The following is a 15,809-nucleotide window of genomic DNA, read 5'->3' as shown; positions in this document are numbered from 1 at the left end:
CGGCCATCCACGGATGGCCGTTTTCATGTGTGTTGCTGCGGAGCAACGGTAATCAGCCCGTGCGAATGGTTGCGGTTCGCCAACTAGGCTAATTTGTTGTAGAAAACGCCCCCTGAGTCGCCATCGACTTCAACCTTTTTGCGGCGAAAGGAGACGCTATGATTTTTCCGGACCTCAAAGGTTTGCCCCTGCACCGTGTGCTGATCCGCACGGTCAATGAATTCATCGCGGACGAGATGTCCACCTATGCCTCGGCGCTGGCCTACCAGATGCTGTTCTCGCTGTTCCCCTTCATCCTGTTTCTCATTGCCCTGATCGGTTTCCTGCATCTGCCGGACTTCTTTACCTGGCTGCGCCTGCAATCGGAATTGGTGCTGCCGCCCCAGGCCCTGGAGCAGGTGAATCCGGTGATCGATCAATTGCAACAGTCCAAGGGCGGATTGCTCTCCGTGGGTATCGTCATCGCCCTGTGGACCGCCTCGGCGGGCGTGCGCCTGATGATGAGCGCAATGAACGCAGCCTACGATGTGGTCGAGGGCCGGCCGATCTGGAAGCGCTTTCCGCTGTCGGTGTTCTATACCGTGGGCATTGCCGGCATGCTCCTGGCCGCGGCAGCCCTGATGGTACTGGGGCCCCAGGTGATGACCTGGCTGGCTGGTCAGGTGGGCCTGGAAGAGTTCATCGTCACCCTGTGGACCATCCTGCGCTGGCCGGTGATCGTGCTGCTGATGATGGTGGCCGTGGCCTTGATGTACTACGTGATGCCCGATGTGAAGCAGAAGTTTCGCTTCATCACGCCGGGCTCGGTGCTGGCGGTGGTGGTCTGGATTGTCGCGTCCCTGGGCTTTGCCTACTACGTGAAAACCTTCGCTAACTACAACGCCATGTATGGCAGTATCGGCGCGATCATCGTGTTGCTGCTGTACTTCTACATCTCTGCTGCAGTGCTGTTGCTGGGGGCGGAGATGAACGCGGTGATCGAACACATGTCGGCCGAAGGCAAGGAACCTGGCGAAAAGGACTTTGACGGGCCCGGCGATAAACAACACGTATCGGGACTGGGCCGGGATCACTCGCGCCATCCGACCACTGACGAAGCCTGAACATGATCCGTGAAATCCTCAAAATGGGCGATGAACGCCTGCTGCGTATTGCGCCTCCGGTGGCGCCCGAGATGTTCGACAGCCCCGAGCTGTGGCAACTGATCGACGATATGTTCCAGACCATGGAAAGTGTCGGTGGCGTTGGCCTGGCAGCACCGCAGATCGGTGTCGATCTGCAACTGGTGATCTTCGGCTTCGAGCACAGCGAACGTTATCCGGAGGCAGAGGCCGTGCCTCAGACCATCCTCATCAACCCCTTGATCACGCCCTTGAGTCCGCAACTGGAAGAGGGCTGGGAAGGTTGTCTCTCGGTGCCAGGGCTGCGGGGCGCGGTGCAGCGCTACCAGCACATTCGCTATGAAGGTTTCAGCCCCAAGGGCGAGCCTATCGTGCGTGTGGCCTCGGGCTTTCATGCCCGTGTGGTGCAGCATGAGTGCGATCACTTGATCGGGCGGCTGTACCCATCGCGGATCAGTGATTTCAGCAAGTTCGGTTTCACCGAGGTGCTGTTTCCCGACCTCGATCCCAACGCTGACGCGTAACGCCCAAGCCTACGGACCCGGGCGAACGCTGTCGGTCCCCATGGCCAGCAGCGGCTTGCTGCGTTGATAGCGAGCCAGCCGTTCGGCCAGCGGCTGGGGTAATTGGGTAGCGGTGGAAAAACTCATGCGCTGATACAAAGTTTCCAGGTCCGGGTGACAGAACAGCCAGACTGGCCCTTCGACCTGCATCAGCGCCCGCTCCACCAACTGTCCGGCCAGCCCCTGGCCGCGGTGCTCGGGGGCAACGAACAAACCCGTCAGCCAATGCCCCTGGGCCACCGGGGTCAGGCTCATCCCGGCGACGATCCCCTCGTTCCTGGCCACCCAGAGCTGGCCTGCGGACGAGGCCCGCATGGGCGACTGGTGCTGGCGATAGAACTTGTTCAGCAAGGGACGCGCGGCCTCGGCAAGGAGGCAGATCTGGAGGCTGGACATGGCTTTCCGGGATTGCAACAGGGAGCGGCGGATTATAAAGGAACCCCCGACCGCTATAGGTGCTATACCTGAGTCCTATCCCGCAGCAGTGGAGTAAAGATCATGTCCAAAGGTATGAACGCCAAGAAGAATGCCAAGAAGAAACCGGCAAAGAGCGCAGACGAGAAGCGCGCCGAGAAAAAGGCCAAGAAAACCGAAGTGAACATCTTCGGCCATTGATCAATTTGACGAAGCCCGCAACGCGGGCTTCGTTTTATCCCTTCTGAAAAGGCAGGCGCGGGTTCTGCCTGTTCAGCGCGACTTCTCCATTTGCTGTTTCGAACCTAAGCCAGCTCCACCGCCAATGCCTCCCGCACCGCCGGCCGCTGCTCGACCCGGGCCTGGAACTTCGCCAATGCCGGCCAGGCTCCCAGATCGATGGCAAACAGCGCAGTCCAGCGCAGCACGGTGAACAGATAGGCATCGGCGATGCCGAACTGCCCGCCTTGCAGATAATCCTGGCGCTCCAAGGTCTGCTCCAACAGGGCAAAGCGTTTGAACAGCTTCTGCCGGAACACCTCCTTCACACTGTCATCGAGCCCTGGGTTGAACAGCCAACCCATGATCCCGTGAACTTCGCTGGTGATGAAGTTCAGGGTTTCCTGCAGCCTTACCCGTTGCCAACTGCCATTGGCCGCCGCCAATCCGGCCTCGGGCTTGAGGTCTGCCAGATATTGCAGGATCGCCGGGCCTTCGGTGAGTACTTCGCCGTTGTCCAGTTGCAGGGCGGCCACGTAGCCCTTGGGGTTGAGGGTGAGGAAGTCCTGGCCGTCGGCGGTGCGCTTGCTGCGATTGTCGACGCGGATGGCGTCGAACGGCAGTTGCAGTTCCCGCAGCACGATATGGGAGGCCAGGGAGCAGGCTTGAGGGGCGTAGTAGAGTTTCATCGGCAGGTCTCTGGTTGATGTTCGAGCCAGTGTCGGGGCAGCACTGGCATGGGTAAAATTAATCTTTCAGAAAATGGCCATAAGGATAGCTACTGCCATGATGAACCTGATGCATTGGCGCTTGCTGGTGGCAATCGCCGAGTGCGGCACCATCACCCGGGCCGCCGAACAGGTGGGCATGACCCAGTCCGGGGCCAGTCAGGCCTTGGCCCAGATGGAAGACATGCTGGGCGTGCAACTGTTCATCCGGGAAAGCCGCCAGGCTTTGCCCACGGCAATCGGTCTACAGGTGCTGGAGCAGGCGCGGGTGATGCTCGGAGCCCTGGCCCAGGTTCGCCGGCAAGTGGACACGGCCCGGGGCATCCTCCAGGGCAGTTTGCGCCTGGCGGGCTTTCCCATGGTCCTGGCGAGCTTCCTGCCACCGGTGCTGCGACGTTTCAAGCAACTGCACCCGGGGATCGAGGTGGTGCAGCTGGAGGTCAGCGATGATGAGGTCGAAGCCCTGCTGGAGGCGCAACTGGTGGATCTGGGAGTGGTACTGAATCCGCCTCCCGAGCGTCGTTCGTGGTTGCTGGGTGTCGATTCGTGGGTGGCCGTGCTGCCCCAGGATCACCCCTGGCAAGCCCCGACCATCGAGCTTGAAGTCTTGCTGGCGCAGCCTTTTGTCCTGGCCACTGGCGGCTGCTCGGTGAATGCCCGCAGCCTGGCGCTTGAAGCTGGAGTGTCGTTGGCGGATGTGCGGATCGAAGTGCGCGAGTGGAAGAGCGCATTCAGCCTGGTGCGTGAACGTTTGGGGGTGACCCTGGTGCCCGAGAGCACCTTGCCTGAACAGCGCCAGGGATTGCGGGTGCTGCCTCTGAGTTGCGCGATCGAGCGCCAGTTCGCCCTGGTGGCGGCGCCGGGGCGGGGGTCGAACGGACTGGTTCAGGCCTTTGTGCAGATGCTCGCTCGGGCCTAGTCGGCGGGCGGTTCCTGGCGAGTCATGTTTATGCCTTGATTGAGACTTTTCGCGAAGGCTTGAGAGGCATTTAAAAGTTGTGAAAACAGAATGACTGGTGACCTTGCATAGAGTCGGCGTCTGTCTATGCTTAATTGTGAAAAAGCGTATCGGTCGCTTTTTGAACCACTGTCTCGTGATGTTTCAGCCTTATAACGGCTGTTTGTGGAATGTTCATCCGGGCACGAAATTGACTTCATGAATAAAGACGAGAGTGCGCATTTAGAGGCACCGCAGGATCAGGAGTAATTAATTAGATGGAATTTCTTTTCTTTGTTAGGTCCGACCCGACAGCGGGTCCTCAAGAAAAGGATGGCTTGATAAGAGCGTTGCAACATGGACTCTCCGATTAAACATCATTTGTCACCTGACACTTCCTTTCTCATATGGAGAGAGGCGCTTGCCCTGTTAATGGAACGTTGTGGTGGATCAGTTGAAAGACTAGAAACTTCCGTCAATCAAAAGACAGCGTTGAAGGTGATACAACTATGTTTAACCTACATCACAAGGCAGACCTTCTGGAGATCGAGCGCTTTAATTGTGCGTTGACCGAGGCCAATGCCAAGTTGGCGGCGATCAGCCATTCCATGGCGATGATCGAGTTCTCTCCCGATGGCATCGTGCTCGACGCCAACGAAAACTTTTGCAAGGCAATGGGCTATTCCGCGGAAGAGATACGCGGCAAGCATCACCGGATCTTCTGCGAGGAAGCGTTCTACCGCAGTGAGGAGTACGCCAAGTTGTGGCGTGATCTGGCCCGGGGTGAACCTGTCAGCGGCACCTTCCTGCGGCTGAACAAGCGCGGCCAGGAGATCTGGCTCGAAGCCAGCTACATGCCGGTGTTCGATGCCGAGCGTCAGGTCAAGAGTGTGATCAAGGTGGCTTCGGACATCTCCGAGCGCATCCATCTGGAACATGAAAACCAGAGTCTGTTGAACGCCATTGGCCGCTCCATGGCAATCATCGAATTCACCCCCGATGGCAAGATAGTTGCCGCCAACGACAACTTCCTCAAGACCATGCAGTACTCCCTGAATGAAATACTCGGTCAGCACCACAGCATGTTCTGTCATCGCTCTGAAGCCGAGTCTGCCGAGTACAAGCAGTTCTGGGCCTCGTTGAACCGTGGTGAATACCATTCCCACCGTTTCGAGCGGGAAAACAAGTACGGCCAGACCGTGTTCCTCGAGGCTTCCTACAACCCGCTGTTCGACACCAAGGGGCGCTTGTACAAGGTGGTCAAGTTCGCCAGCGATATCACCCAGCAAGTAACCACCCTGCAATCTGCCGCCGAATCGGCCCACAGTACCTCGGTGCAGAATGATGCCTGCGCCCAGAAAGGCTCGGAGGTGGTGCAACAGACGGTGGAGATCATTCAGCAGATTTCCCACGACCTGAACGAAGCCGCCCGCAGCATTGATGCGGTCAGCAAACAATCGGAGATCATCGGCAGCATAGTCCAGACCATTCGCGGGATTGCCGACCAGACCAACCTGCTGGCGCTCAATGCGGCCATCGAGGCGGCCCGGGCCGGCGAGCATGGACGGGGGTTCGCGGTGGTGGCGGACGAGGTACGCAGCCTGGCGGCACGCACCAGCCAGGCGACGGTGGAGATCGTCGAGGTGGTGCGCAAGAACCACGACCTGTCCATGAGCGCGGTCACCAGCATGCAGTCGAGCCTGAGTCGTACCGGACTGGGGGTCGAGCTGGCCAATGAGGCGGGGGAGGTGATCCTGGAGATTCAGCAGGGCTCAAGGCATGTGGTGGATGCCATCAGCCAGTTCAACTCGACCTTGCAGCTGTAGCCGCGGTTTTCCTTCGGATACAAAAAAGGGTTCCCGTGCAGGGAACCCTTTTTGTTGGCGCTGTTACAACGCAGCGAGGAACTTCTCGTCGATCGGCTTGGCGCTGTTCTTGGCCTCTTTCTCTTCCTTGGCCAACTGCATCTTGTCTTGCAGGCGCTGGGCGATTTCCTGGTTGATCGTCAGTTGCCGTTCAGGTGGCAGGTTCCTCAGGTCTTCTTCGGTCAGCCCCATATCCTTGAGGATGCTGTCGCGCAGGCGCTGTTCGGGCGTCTTGCTCATGTAGTCCTTGAACTCGCTCAGGGCACCGGTTTCCGTGGCGCTGGTGGCCTGTGGCGTGCTGGTGGCGGGCGGCGTGGCCTGGAGCAGTACACGGGTCTTGGCGAACGCTGCATTGACGTTGTCGTCCACGGTATTGCCTTGCAGGCTGGACTGGGACGTCGGCACGGTCACGGAGTTCTGGGCCTGCTGCAGCATGCCGCTGTACAGCGCGCTGGCGGCAGCGGTGGTCGGGTCCATATCGGTGCGCGAGGTGGGCTGCACCGAAACGGATTTCTGGGCGTTGACCAACATGATCGGGAACCTGTGTGAGAGAACTAGGCTGAAGTTCCAGCAAGTTCCATGCCGATACTTTAGTCATTGAATATCAATAGGTTAGGGCAATTGTTCTCGGCGGGTGGCCAGTAAGCGGACAAGTCTTGCCGCTTCCTGGCAATTGCCGCCCGCCTGTTTGCCGAGGGGCGGCGATCAGCGTCTCAGTAAGTGATGGGAATGCCGAAATGCTCCTGGAAGGCATCGTCCACAGGCTCGTACCCCAGGACCTTGGTGGTTTCGCTGAGATCCAGGCGCTTGAAGCGGTTGTTGGATATGCCATGGCCGATCAGGAACTGCACCCCAGGGGTTTCGACCGCTCGCTGCAGCAGTTGCACAGCGTCCCGAGGGCTGAGCCAGGCGCTCAGGTCGCGGGTGGTGGTCAGTTCGTGGTGTTGCGGGTCCTCGAATGCCCCGATGCGCAGGGCGATGCAGGACAGCCCGCGCCGGGCTGCATAAAAGGCACACAGGGCTTCGCCATAGCATTTGCTCACACCGTACAGGTTGGCTGGCATCACCGGCATGCCCGGGGTGATCTGCCGGTCCACCGGGTAGCCTTCGATGGTCTGGGCGCTGCTGGCGAACACCAGGCGCCGGCAACCGGCGTTCACTGCGGCCTCGAACAGGTAGGTGGTGGCGAGGATGTTGTTGGGCAGCAGTTCGTCGAAGCCGGCAGTGGCGTGGGGGATGCCGGCCAGGTGCACGATGACGTCGATCCCCGGCAGCAGGCGGCTGATGGCTTGCGGGTCATCAAGGTCCAGGCGCACGAAACGGTGGGGCGCCGGGATGTCGAAGTCCGGTTCGACGCGGTCGGTGAGGGTGAAGCGATGGCGCTCCTGGGAGCCCTGGAAAAACACTTTGCCGATCCTGCCGCAGGCGCCGGTCAGTAGTACGTTGAGTCCATCCATGTCGAATCTCCGGTGGGCTGAGAAGGGGCAGGCTAGGGCGTGCCGTTACGTCCATGCAGCACAAAGCCCGGACGCAGGCTGAGGCGTTCGTAGTAGGCGGCCACGGCGGGGAAGTCCGGGTGTTCCATCGGGGTCATCTTCCAGCGATTGACCGAGAGGCCAAGGACGATATCCGCCAGGCTGAAGTCTTCACCGAGCACATAGTTCCCGGTGCTCTCAAGCTGCCGTTCAAGGATCGCCATCTTGCCGTTCCAGGCCAGCAGGCTGGCGCCGATGCGCTGGCTGTCCTGGCAATCCGGATGCTGGCGCACCAGGCCCATGAAGGCGTAGCTCCAGGCCGGATTGAGTTCGGTGGCCTGCCAGTCCATCCACTGTTCCACCAGGGCCCGGGCTCGCGGGGCGATGGGCAGCAGGCCGCTGCCGGGGTGCAGGTTGGCCAGGTAGCGGCAGATGCTGTTGGACTCCCACAGGGCACCGGCATCATCGATCAGCACCGGGACCTGGGCGTTGGGGTTGAGGGCGAGAAATTCGGGACTGTGGGTCGACTGGAAGCCGCTGCCCCAATCTTCCTGCTGGTAGGAAAGGTCCAGCTCTTCACAGGTCCACAAGACTTTCCTGACGTTGATGGACGAGGCTTTACCGAGAATTCTGCAGGGGGTTCCCATGACGTTTCCTTGTTCGTGGCACAGGTTGGCGATGGGAATCTATCAGCGAGCCAGGTTCTCGGCGACGGCCAAATTGCCTCCAGGGGTGTTTTGCCCAGCTTCAGGCCGGATCGGGCAGGGCCGAAGCCGGCAGACCGAAGACCCGGTCGAACAGCCAGTTGAAGGCGAAGGTGTAGCAGGGGATGAACAGGATCAGCGCCAGGTCCAGGAGGAAGGCCTGCACCAGGCTGATGTTCATCCACCAGGCGATGAGCGGGATCAGGAACACGATCAGGGTCAACTGGAAGCCCACGGCATGGGCGATGCGCCGCTTGACGGTGCGGGTGCGCGAGGGCTGACGGCTTTCCCAGCGCTCGAACAGCGTGGTGTAGATGAAGTTCCAGGTCACCGCGATGCTGGTGATGACCACGGCCAGCGGCCCGGTGCTGCTGGGGGACGTGCCGGACAGCAGGGCCAGGCCGAGGGCCGAGAACGTCATGCCGAACACCTCGAACAGGGATACGTAGACCAGTTTGCGTTTCACGCCTTGCATGGAAATTCCTCGGTATTGAATGGCAATGGCCAGAGCTGGACTGGCGCAGGGCGCGAAAGGTAGCTTCAATAGTGGTGACAGAAAAAGTCGGAAGCTTTCAGTTTTATTGATAGGTTGCCCTCCATGAATTTCTCCAGTGACAGCATCCAGTTGTTTCTCGCCGTGCTCGAGCGCGGTTCCTTTTCTGCGGCGGCCCGCTTCCTGGGCAAGGTGCCCTCGGCGGTCAGCATGGGCATTGCCAACCTTGAGGCTGAACTGGGTTACGCCCTGTTCGATCGCCGCCATCGCGAGCCGGTGCCGACGCCCCTGGCCCTGTCCCTGGCGCCCCATGCGCGGTTGATCGCCGACCAGCTCAAGCAGTTGCAGGTGCACGCCATCGAGCTGTCCCTGGGCCTGGAGAGCAAGCTGTCGATCGCCGTGGTGGACGACATCGACAAGCAGCGAGTGCTGGCCGCCATCAAGCTGATTGCCGAGCGCTATCCGCTGCTGGAGGTGGAGGTGCTCAGTGCCCCCCAAGATGATGTGCTGCAACTGCTGCACAGTGGGCGAGTGAGTGTGGGCGTGGCCTTTGCCGGCTTGAGCGTGAATGCCCTGGAGTATTTCCAGTACATCGGCAGTGAGCGGGTGATTGCCTGTATCTCGCCGCGACATCCGGTGTTTGTGGCCAGCGATGGCTCGTTGTACCTGGAGGAGCTGATCCGGTTCCGCCAGGTCGTGGTGGCCAGCCGCGACTTGCCCATCAGCGATACGCGGCCCTTGGTGGGCGAGTCGTTGTGGCGCACCGACAGCCTGGCCATGGCCCTGCACATGGTGGAAGCCGGCATCGGCTGGGGCAATTTCCCCTTGTCGGTGATCCAGCCGCTGCTGGTGGCAGGGCGCCTGCAGAGGCTGAAGTTCAAGAACCTCGACAACGGCTTGTCGTTGCCGGTGCATGCGGTGTGGCTGAAGAACCGGCCGCTGCAGAAGGGCGCCCTGGCCCTGGTGCAGTTGCTCAGTGGCGAAGACCCGGCGCTGGGGCCGCCGCCCGCCCCCGGGGTTTAGCCCAGGGCCTGTTCACGCAACCAGCGCAGCAAATGACCGGCCGCCGAAGCGTCGCTGATCGCCTGGGCGGACAACAGGTAATAGGCGCTGCCGTCGGCGACGAAGCCGAAAGGGGCGCAAAGCAATCCTCCAGCCAGATCATCGCGCACCAGTTGCCGGGGGGCGATGGCCAGCCCGAGTCCCGCCACCGCCGCTTGCAGGCTGAAGTAGAAATGCTCGAAGACTTGCTCCTGTAGAGCCAGGGAGGCGGGCAGCTGCTGCTGTTGCAGCCAGTGCTCCCAGGCTTGCGGCCGGGTAGCACTGTGCAAGCGCGGGGCGTGTTCCGCCAGGGTCGGCTGGCCGTCTGGCGAAGGGGTCCAGTCAGCCTGTTTGTCCGGCCGGCACACGGGGCCAATGGCTTCGTCGAACAGCCAGTGGGCCTGAGTTTCATCGTTCCAGGCGAAATCGTTGCGGCGGATCGCCAGGTCGATGCCGGCGTTGAACGAGAAAGGCCCGCCGCCGGCCAGCAACTGGATCGATATTTCCGGGTGAGCGGCCTGGAACGCCGGCAGGCGTGGAATCAGCCAGCGCATCAGCAGGGTCGGTTCACAGGACAGCACCAGCGGCGCCTCGGGGTCCGGTGCCCGCAGGCGGCTGGCGGTGTTCTCGATCAGGTCCAGGGCCTGGGTCACGCTGTGCAGCAGTTCGGCTCCGGCCGGCGTCAGAAATACCCGGTGGCTGCGGCGTTCGAACAGCGCCGTGCCCAGGTCCTCTTCCAGGGCGCGCACGGCGCGGCTGATGGCGCCGTGGGTCAGGTGCAGGGCGGCGCCGGCCTGGGTGAAGCTTTCCAGGCGTGCCGCTGCTTCGAAGCAGCGCAAGGCGCCGAGGGGCGGCAGGCGTCGGCGTAATGTCTGTGAGTTTTTATCACTGAGAGTGTCAGTTTTCATCGTTGGCTGTCCCCGTGCCGATCCCCATACAGTAGCGCCTGATTCTATATCCAAGGCGTATGTAACGTGACTGAACTGTTAGTCGTAATCACCATTACCATTCTTGCTGTACTCAGCCCCGGAGCCGATTTTGCCTTGGTAACGCGCAATAGCCTGATGCTCTCTCGCCGCCACGGTGTGTGCACTGCCCTGGGTATCGGGCTCGGGGTCATGCTGCATATCGGCTACAGCCTGCTGGGGGTGGGGGTGCTGTTGCAGCAGTCGCTGCTGTGGTTCACCGGGCTGAAGATTGCCGGGGCGCTTTATCTGATCTATCTGGGGATCAAGCTGTTGCGCGGTTCGGACCAGGGGCCGCACGAGGAGGCGGCGGCGAATGTCGAGACTTCGTCATGGGCGGCTCTGCGCAGCGGCTTTCTGACCAATGCGCTGAACCCCAAGACGATGATTTTCGTTCTCAGCCTGTTTATGCAGGTGATCCGGCCGGGCACGGCATTGCCGGTGCAGATCGGCTACGGGGGGATCATTGTCCTGGCTCACGTGTTGTGGTTCGTGGCGGTGGCGCTGTTTTTCTCGGCTCCGGCGATTGCCAGTCGACTGCAGGGGTACAAGCGCCGTATCGATCAGGTATTTGGTGTGGTGCTGGTGGGGTTCGGGCTGCTGCTCAGCGTGCTGAGCCTGCAGCCCTGAAACACCTCAGGTGCTTTCCCGCACCCGCAGCTCGAAGCCCATGTCCACCACGGGCTCGGCCACGCTGTTGCCGGCCAGCAGGGTCAGCATCTGCTCGGCTGCACGGCGGCCGATGGCTTCCCTTGGGGTGCTGATACTGCTCAGGCGCGGCACCATGTGTTCCGAGGAGGGCAGGTCGTTGAACCCCAGCACCGCCACTTGCTCCGGAACCTTGATCCCGCAGCGCATGGCTTCCAGCAGTGCGCCCTGGGCCAGGTCGTCGTTGCCGAAGAAGATGGCGTCCACTTGCGGCTGGCTCTGCATCAGTTGCAGGAACAGTTCGCCGCCCAGGCCCACGGAGGATGGGCGTGGGGTCAGCAGTTCCAGATCGGGGTTGTACAGCCCGGCCTCTTGCAGGGCACGACGGAAACCTTCGCCCCGCAGCAGAGTGCGTTGATCCAGTTGTGCACCGACGTAGGCCAGGTGCTTGCGCCCACGGGAAATCAGGTGCCGGGCGGCGGTCTCGCCCGCGTTCAACTGGGAGAAACCCACGCAGTTGAGCCCGGCGCCGGGGTCCAGGTCCATCATGTAGACGCAGGGGATGTTGTTGGCCTCGATCATCCGCCGGGCGCTTTCGGTACGGTCAAAACCGGTCAGCAACAGACCCCGGGGCTGGTAGGTCATGTAGTTGCGCAGCAGGTTCTCTTCTTCGTCCCGGGAGTAGTGGTAGTTGCCGATCAGCACTTCGAAGCCCTTGGGCCGCAGGACCTGATGAATGGCTTCCAGGGTTTCGATGAACAGCAGGTTGGACAGCGACGGCACCAGCACCACCACCGACTGGCTCTGGGCCGAGGCCAGGGCACGGGCGGCGGAGTTGACCACGTAGTTCAGCTCCTGCGCGGCCTTCTGCACCTTTTCCACCAGCTCGGTGGCCACGCTGCTGACGCCGCGCAGGGCCCGAGAGGCGGTGATCGGACTGACACCGGCCAGTCGCGCCACTTCGTTGAGGGTAGGGCGCCCCGTGGTACGGGAGCTTTTATCGTTTTTATGAGGGGTCATCAGACGGCTTGCCAAACAAAATTCAAGTCACTAAGGTAGCGCTGTCCTGAAACAGCTGCAATGCGTGAGCGAGGTGTGCCTGACCCTCGCTCTTTGGTTTGGCGGACTATATACGCGGCAACCCACAAAAATGACAAGAAGGCGTCGGCAGACACTGTTTTTGTACTAGAACTAGAACTAGCGAAGGTAGCGCTGTCTGCGCGCTGAGGTGTTACATGAGTCAATCTATTACCGCCCTGGTCATCATGGGTGTTGCCGGCTGTGGCAAATCCAGCGTCAGCCAGGCGCTGTGCCAACGCAGCGGCGCCACGGCCATTGAAGGCGATACGTTCCACCCTGCCGCCAATATCGCCAAGATGAGCGCCGGCATTCCCCTCGACGACGACGACCGTGCCGGCTGGCTCGACAGCCTCTGCGATGAATTGCGTCGGACCCTGGCCGCCGGTCAGCGTCCGGTACTGACCTGCTCGGCCTTGAAGCGCAAATACCGTGAACGCCTGCGCGCAGCGACCCCCGGCCTGGGCTTTATCTTCCTCGAACTGACACCGGCAGTGGCCGCCGATCGCGTGGCACACCGGCCAGGGCATTTCATGCCTTCGACCCTGATCGACAGTCAGTTCGCCACCCTCGAATCCCCCGTGGGGGAGCCGCTCACCCTGGCCCTGGATGCCAGCACCCTGAGCGTCCAGCGCCTGGCCGAACTGGCCAACCAATGGTGGCTGGAGCATGGCCTTGAACCTTCACATTAAGTGCTGGCTCGAAATAGGTAGCGCTATCCCACTCGGCCCTTGTTTTTAACGCTTAAATAAAAACAACAAACCGGAGGCAATCCCATGTTTGGCATGTCCCAAGAGACCTATCTGCTGGTTGATGCAGTGGTCACTATCATCGGCCTGATCGTCTTGATCACCCGATTCAAGCTGCATCCCTTTATTGCTCTGACCATTGCCGCGGGGTTCCTCGGCCTGACCTCGGGCATGCCGGTAGACAAGATCATCAAGGCGTTCCAGGACGGTTTTGGTGGCGTGCTCGGTTTTGTCGGCATCATCCTGGCCCTGGGCACCATGCTCGGAAAAATGATGGCCGAGTCCGGCGGCGCCGATCAGATTGCCCAGACGCTGATCCGTTCGTTCGGCAAGGAACGGGTGCAGTGGGCGATGATGTTCGCCGCGTTCCTGGTGGGCATCCCGCTGTTCTTCGAGATCGGCTTCGTGCTGCTGATCCCGCTGGTGTTCATCGTCGCCCGACGCACCGGGGTGTCGCTGATCAAGATCGGCATTCCACTGCTGGCTGGCCTGTCGGCGGTGCACGGCCTGGTGCCGCCGCATCCGGGGCCGCTGCTGGCCATCGGGGTGTTTGGTGCCGACATTGGCAAGACCATTCTCTACGGCCTGATCGTTGCTCTGCCGACGGCCATCATTGCCGGTCCGATCTACGGCACCTTCATCGCCAAATACATCCCGGGTCACCCGTCCCAGGAGCTGGTGGACCAGCTGGCCCGTGAAAACACCTCGCAGAACCTGCCCAGCTTCAGCGTGACTTTGCTGACTGTGCTGCTGCCGGTGTTCCTGATGCTGCTCAAGACCTTCGCCGACGTGGCGTTGCCGGATGGGCACTTCTTCCGCATCTGGATGGACATGATCGGCCACCCGATCAGTGCCTTGCTCCTGGCCCTGCTGCTGTCGCTCTACACCTTTGGCTACAAGCAGGGCATCGGCTCCAAGCAGATCCTCGGTTTGCTCGACGCCAGCCTGGCGCCTACCGCGGCGATCATCCTGATCATTGGTGCCGGCGGTGGTTTCAAGCAGATGCTGGTGACCAGCGGCGTGGGTGATGTGATCGGCCACATGGCGGTCAATGCGCAGATCTCGCCGATCCTCCTGGCCTGGCTGGTGGCGGCGGTGATTCGTATCGCCACCGGTTCGGCCACCGTGGCCACCATCACCGGCGCGGGCATCGTGGTGCCGGTGGTGGGGATGATCCCCGGGGTCAACCGCGAACTGCTGGTGCTGGCCACCGGTGCCGGCTCCTTGATCCTGTCTCACGTCAACGACGCGGGCTTCTGGCTGGTCAAGCAGTACTTCAACATGACTGTGGCCGAGACCTTCAAGACCTGGACGGCGATGGAAACCATCCTCTCGGTGGTGGGCCTGATCTTCATCCTGTTGTTGTCGTTGGTGGTTTAAACGGCGGGGCTGACCCCTGTAGCTGCTGTCGAGCCTGGGGCGAGGCAGGGCAAAGGCCCGAAGGGCCTTGCCCGGTGATCTAACGTCAGCCCTTGATAGGCATCTGAATCGCCGCGAGTGCTACGCACTCGTTCGCAGCCTGCGGCAGCGGCTACAGTACAGGCACAAAAAAACCGCATCGCTGCGGTTTTTTTGTGGCTGAAGGAGTCTCAGCTTTTCTGCACCAGGCCATCGGCGCGGAACATCCCGCGAATGCCGCGCACCGCCTGGCGAATCCGGTCCTGGTTCTCGATCAGGGCGAAGCGCACGTGATCGTCGCCGTATTCACCGAAACCCACCCCGGGCGACACGCAGACCTTGGCCTCGGCCAGCAGCTTCTTGGCGAACTCCAGGGAGCCCAGGTGCGCGTAGGCCTCGGGAATCTTGGCCCAGACGTACATCGAGGCCTTGGGGTTCTCCACCATCCAGCCCAGCTCATGCAGGCCCTTGACCAGCACATTGCGCCGTTGCCGGTATTGCTCGGCAATGTCCTTGACGCACTGTTGGTCGCCTTCAAGTGCCGCGATTGCTGCTACCTGCAGCGGGGTGAAGGTGCCGTAGTCGTGGTAGCTCTTGATCCGCGCCAGGGCGTTGACCAGCTCCGGGTTGCCGACCATGAAGCCGATGCGCCAGCCGGCCATGTTGTAGCTCTTGGACAGGGTGAAGAACTCCACCGCGATGTCCTTGGCCCCGGGCACCTGCATGATCGACGGGGCTTTCCAGCCGTCGTAGACGATGTCGGCGTAGGCCAGGTCGTGGATCACCAGCACGTCGTACTGCTTGGCCAGGGCGATCACCCGCTCGAAGAAATCCAGCTCCACGCACTGCGCGGTGGGGTTGGAGGGGAAGCCCAGGATCATCATTTTCGGCTTGGGGATCGAACCGCGAATGGCCCGCTCCAGCTCGGCAAAGAAGTCCACGCCGGGCACCAGTGGCACCGAGCGCACCTGGGCGCCGGCGATCACCGCGCCGTAGATGTGGATCGGGTAGCTGGGGTTGGGCACCAGCACCGTGTCGCCCTGGTCCAGAGTGGCCAGCATCAGGTGCGCCAGGCCTTCCTTGGAACCGATGGTGACGATGGCTTCGCTTTCCGGGTCGATATCGACCTCGTAGCGATCCTTGTACCAGCGGGAAATCGCCCGGCGCAGCCGTGGAATGCCTTTGGAGGTGGAGTAGCCGTGGGTGTCCTCACGCTGGGCAACGGTCACCAGTTTTTCGACGATGTGCGGCGGAGTCGCGCCGTCGGGGTTGCCCATGCTCAAGTCGATGATGTCTTCGCCGCGCCGACGCGCAGCCATCTTCAGCTCGGCAGTGATATTGAAAACGTAAGGGGGGAGACGATCGATGCGCGCAAAGCGGCGCGGCGAACCTTGTTCGGCCATTGTTGCCTC

The 15,809-nt window shown here is 61.3% G+C and carries 17 protein-coding genes and 1 pseudogene; 9 read left to right on the top strand and 9 right to left on the bottom strand.

From position 1 onward, the window contains the following. Nucleotides 1–158: 158 nt before the first annotated feature. Both ACMGF8_RS28370 and def read left to right on the top strand, forming a co-directional pair. Nucleotides 159–1,103, top strand: a complete 945-nt coding sequence (locus ACMGF8_RS28370) for a YihY/virulence factor BrkB family protein (RefSeq protein ID WP_102860618.1) — start codon at nucleotides 159–161, stop codon at nucleotides 1,101–1,103. Nucleotides 1,104–1,105: 2 nt separating this feature from the next. Next, nucleotides 1,106–1,645, top strand: coding sequence for a peptide deformylase (def, locus tag ACMGF8_RS28365; protein WP_102860619.1), 540 nt, complete (start codon nucleotides 1,106–1,108; stop codon nucleotides 1,643–1,645). A gap of 9 nt (nucleotides 1,646–1,654) precedes the next feature. On the opposite strand, the gene ACMGF8_RS28360 is transcribed toward def, so the two are convergent. Together ACMGF8_RS28360 and gstA are read right to left on the bottom strand one after the other, a co-directional pair. After that, nucleotides 1,655–2,080: a GNAT family N-acetyltransferase gene (locus ACMGF8_RS28360; RefSeq protein WP_102860620.1), complete on the bottom strand. Its 426-nt coding sequence runs from the start codon at nucleotides 2,078–2,080 to the stop codon at nucleotides 1,655–1,657. A gap of 323 nt (nucleotides 2,081–2,403) precedes the next feature. Next, the gene (gstA, locus tag ACMGF8_RS28355) at nucleotides 2,404–3,006 is read right to left on the bottom strand and encodes a glutathione transferase GstA (protein ID WP_102880644.1); all 603 of its coding nucleotides are present in this window, start codon (nucleotides 3,004–3,006) and stop codon (nucleotides 2,404–2,406) included. 97 nt (nucleotides 3,007–3,103) lie between these two features. Here gstA and ACMGF8_RS28350 point away from each other — a divergent pair, with 97 nt between their 5' ends. The 3 genes and pseudogenes from ACMGF8_RS28350 (at nucleotide 3,104) to ACMGF8_RS28340 (ending at nucleotide 5,808) form a co-directional block, all read left to right on the top strand. Beyond that, complete coding sequence (locus ACMGF8_RS28350) at nucleotides 3,104–3,964, top strand: LysR family transcriptional regulator (protein WP_416757986.1); 861 nt, start codon at nucleotides 3,104–3,106, stop codon at nucleotides 3,962–3,964. Nucleotides 3,965–4,491: 527 nt separating this feature from the next. Then, a pseudogene (locus tag ACMGF8_RS28345) lies at nucleotides 4,492–5,268 on the top strand (PAS domain-containing protein); the annotation flags it as partial. Nucleotides 5,269–5,316: 48 nt separating this feature from the next. After that, on the top strand, nucleotides 5,317–5,808 hold the full coding sequence (locus ACMGF8_RS28340; protein WP_416760394.1) for a methyl-accepting chemotaxis protein: 492 nt from the start codon (nucleotides 5,317–5,319) through the stop codon (nucleotides 5,806–5,808). Nucleotides 5,809–5,871: 63 nt separating this feature from the next. Here ACMGF8_RS28340 and ACMGF8_RS28335 read toward each other — a convergent pair whose 3' ends face one another. The 4 genes from ACMGF8_RS28335 to ACMGF8_RS28320 all read right to left on the bottom strand — a co-directional run bounded on the left by ACMGF8_RS28335 (nucleotide 5,872) and on the right by ACMGF8_RS28320 (nucleotide 8,501). Beyond that, a complete protein-coding gene (locus ACMGF8_RS28335; protein WP_102860624.1) occupies nucleotides 5,872–6,378 on the bottom strand; it encodes a hypothetical protein in 507 nt (168 codons plus the stop codon). Between the two features lie 182 nt (nucleotides 6,379–6,560). Then, a complete protein-coding gene (locus ACMGF8_RS28330) occupies nucleotides 6,561–7,304 on the bottom strand; it encodes an NAD-dependent epimerase/dehydratase family protein (RefSeq protein ID WP_102860625.1) in 744 nt (247 codons plus the stop codon). Between the two features lie 32 nt (nucleotides 7,305–7,336). Beyond that, entirely contained in the window at nucleotides 7,337–7,969 is a 633-nt protein-coding gene (locus ACMGF8_RS28325; protein WP_305948649.1) for a glutathione S-transferase family protein, read from the bottom strand. Nucleotides 7,970–8,069: 100 nt separating this feature from the next. Then, nucleotides 8,070–8,501 carry a PACE efflux transporter gene (locus tag ACMGF8_RS28320; protein ID WP_102860627.1) on the bottom strand — a complete coding sequence of 144 codons (432 nt, stop codon included), beginning with the start codon at nucleotides 8,499–8,501 and terminating at the stop codon, nucleotides 8,070–8,072. 123 nt (nucleotides 8,502–8,624) lie between these two features. Here ACMGF8_RS28320 and ACMGF8_RS28315 point away from each other — a divergent pair, with 123 nt between their 5' ends. Continuing rightward, nucleotides 8,625–9,542 (top strand): LysR family transcriptional regulator, encoded by a 918-nt coding sequence (locus tag ACMGF8_RS28315; RefSeq protein ID WP_416757982.1) that lies wholly within the window; start codon nucleotides 8,625–8,627, stop codon nucleotides 9,540–9,542. On the opposite strand, the gene ACMGF8_RS28310 is transcribed toward ACMGF8_RS28315, so the two are convergent. Further along, complete coding sequence (locus tag ACMGF8_RS28310) at nucleotides 9,539–10,468, bottom strand: LysR family transcriptional regulator (protein ID WP_207166418.1); 930 nt, start codon at nucleotides 10,466–10,468, stop codon at nucleotides 9,539–9,541. The genes ACMGF8_RS28315 and ACMGF8_RS28310 overlap by 4 nt on opposite strands. Before the next feature lie 66 nt (nucleotides 10,469–10,534). Between ACMGF8_RS28310 and ACMGF8_RS28305 the strand changes: the two genes are divergently transcribed. After that, nucleotides 10,535–11,155: a LysE family transporter gene (locus ACMGF8_RS28305; protein WP_250329520.1), complete on the top strand. Its 621-nt coding sequence runs from the start codon at nucleotides 10,535–10,537 to the stop codon at nucleotides 11,153–11,155. A 6-nt stretch (nucleotides 11,156–11,161) separates the two neighbouring features. Here ACMGF8_RS28305 and ACMGF8_RS28300 read toward each other — a convergent pair whose 3' ends face one another. Next, nucleotides 11,162–12,193 (bottom strand): LacI family DNA-binding transcriptional regulator, encoded by a 1,032-nt coding sequence (locus ACMGF8_RS28300; protein ID WP_102860631.1) that lies wholly within the window; start codon nucleotides 12,191–12,193, stop codon nucleotides 11,162–11,164. Between the two features lie 215 nt (nucleotides 12,194–12,408). Here ACMGF8_RS28300 and ACMGF8_RS28295 point away from each other — a divergent pair, with 215 nt between their 5' ends. Together ACMGF8_RS28295 and ACMGF8_RS28290 are read left to right on the top strand one after the other, a co-directional pair. Next, nucleotides 12,409–12,942, top strand: coding sequence for a gluconokinase (locus ACMGF8_RS28295; protein ID WP_102860632.1), 534 nt, complete (start codon nucleotides 12,409–12,411; stop codon nucleotides 12,940–12,942). Nucleotides 12,943–13,026: 84 nt separating this feature from the next. Next, nucleotides 13,027–14,379 (top strand): GntP family permease, encoded by a 1,353-nt coding sequence (locus ACMGF8_RS28290; RefSeq protein WP_047305702.1) that lies wholly within the window; start codon nucleotides 13,027–13,029, stop codon nucleotides 14,377–14,379. A gap of 209 nt (nucleotides 14,380–14,588) precedes the next feature. Here the strand turns inward: ACMGF8_RS28290 and alaC are convergent, their stop codons facing one another. Then, nucleotides 14,589–15,800, bottom strand: coding sequence for an alanine transaminase (gene alaC, locus ACMGF8_RS28285; protein WP_047305701.1), 1,212 nt, complete (start codon nucleotides 15,798–15,800; stop codon nucleotides 14,589–14,591). Between the last annotated feature and the right edge of the window lie 9 nt (nucleotides 15,801–15,809).

Source organism: Pseudomonas sp. BNK-7 (genome assembly GCF_048072025.1).
Classification (GTDB): domain Bacteria; phylum Pseudomonadota; class Gammaproteobacteria; order Pseudomonadales; family Pseudomonadaceae; genus Aquipseudomonas; species Aquipseudomonas danubii.
Note: the sequence above shows the minus strand (reverse complement) of the source record. Positions and strands in the feature narration are given on the sequence as shown.

What these genes read in the sequence shown, in the direction of transcription:
- ACMGF8_RS28350 (WP_416757986.1), top strand. Translation starts at nt 3,104, where the DNA reads ATGATGAACCTGATGCATTGGCGCTTGCTGGTGGCAATCGCCGAGTGC.
- ACMGF8_RS28290 (WP_047305702.1), top strand. Translation starts at nt 13,027, where the DNA reads ATGTTTGGCATGTCCCAAGAGACCTATCTGCTGGTTGATGCAGTGGTC.
- ACMGF8_RS28295 (WP_102860632.1), top strand. Translation starts at nt 12,409, where the DNA reads ATGAGTCAATCTATTACCGCCCTGGTCATCATGGGTGTTGCCGGCTGT.
- ACMGF8_RS28330 (WP_102860625.1), bottom strand. Translation starts at nt 7,304, where the DNA reads ATGGATGGACTCAACGTACTACTGACCGGCGCCTGCGGCAGGATCGGC.
- gstA (WP_102880644.1), bottom strand. Translation starts at nt 3,006, where the DNA reads ATGAAACTCTACTACGCCCCTCAAGCCTGCTCCCTGGCCTCCCATATC.
- ACMGF8_RS28335 (WP_102860624.1), bottom strand. Translation starts at nt 6,378, where the DNA reads ATGTTGGTCAACGCCCAGAAATCCGTTTCGGTGCAGCCCACCTCGCGC.
- ACMGF8_RS28325 (WP_305948649.1), bottom strand. Translation starts at nt 7,969, where the DNA reads ATGGGAACCCCCTGCAGAATTCTCGGTAAAGCCTCGTCCATCAACGTC.
- alaC (WP_047305701.1), bottom strand. Translation starts at nt 15,800, where the DNA reads ATGGCCGAACAAGGTTCGCCGCGCCGCTTTGCGCGCATCGATCGTCTC.
- def (WP_102860619.1), top strand. Translation starts at nt 1,106, where the DNA reads ATGATCCGTGAAATCCTCAAAATGGGCGATGAACGCCTGCTGCGTATT.
- ACMGF8_RS28360 (WP_102860620.1), bottom strand. Translation starts at nt 2,080, where the DNA reads ATGTCCAGCCTCCAGATCTGCCTCCTTGCCGAGGCCGCGCGTCCCTTG.
- ACMGF8_RS28310 (WP_207166418.1), bottom strand. Translation starts at nt 10,468, where the DNA reads ATGAAAACTGACACTCTCAGTGATAAAAACTCACAGACATTACGCCGA.
- ACMGF8_RS28320 (WP_102860627.1), bottom strand. Translation starts at nt 8,501, where the DNA reads ATGCAAGGCGTGAAACGCAAACTGGTCTACGTATCCCTGTTCGAGGTG.
- ACMGF8_RS28370 (WP_102860618.1), top strand. Translation starts at nt 159, where the DNA reads ATGATTTTTCCGGACCTCAAAGGTTTGCCCCTGCACCGTGTGCTGATC.
- ACMGF8_RS28300 (WP_102860631.1), bottom strand. Translation starts at nt 12,193, where the DNA reads ATGACCCCTCATAAAAACGATAAAAGCTCCCGTACCACGGGGCGCCCT.
- ACMGF8_RS28315 (WP_416757982.1), top strand. Translation starts at nt 8,625, where the DNA reads ATGAATTTCTCCAGTGACAGCATCCAGTTGTTTCTCGCCGTGCTCGAG.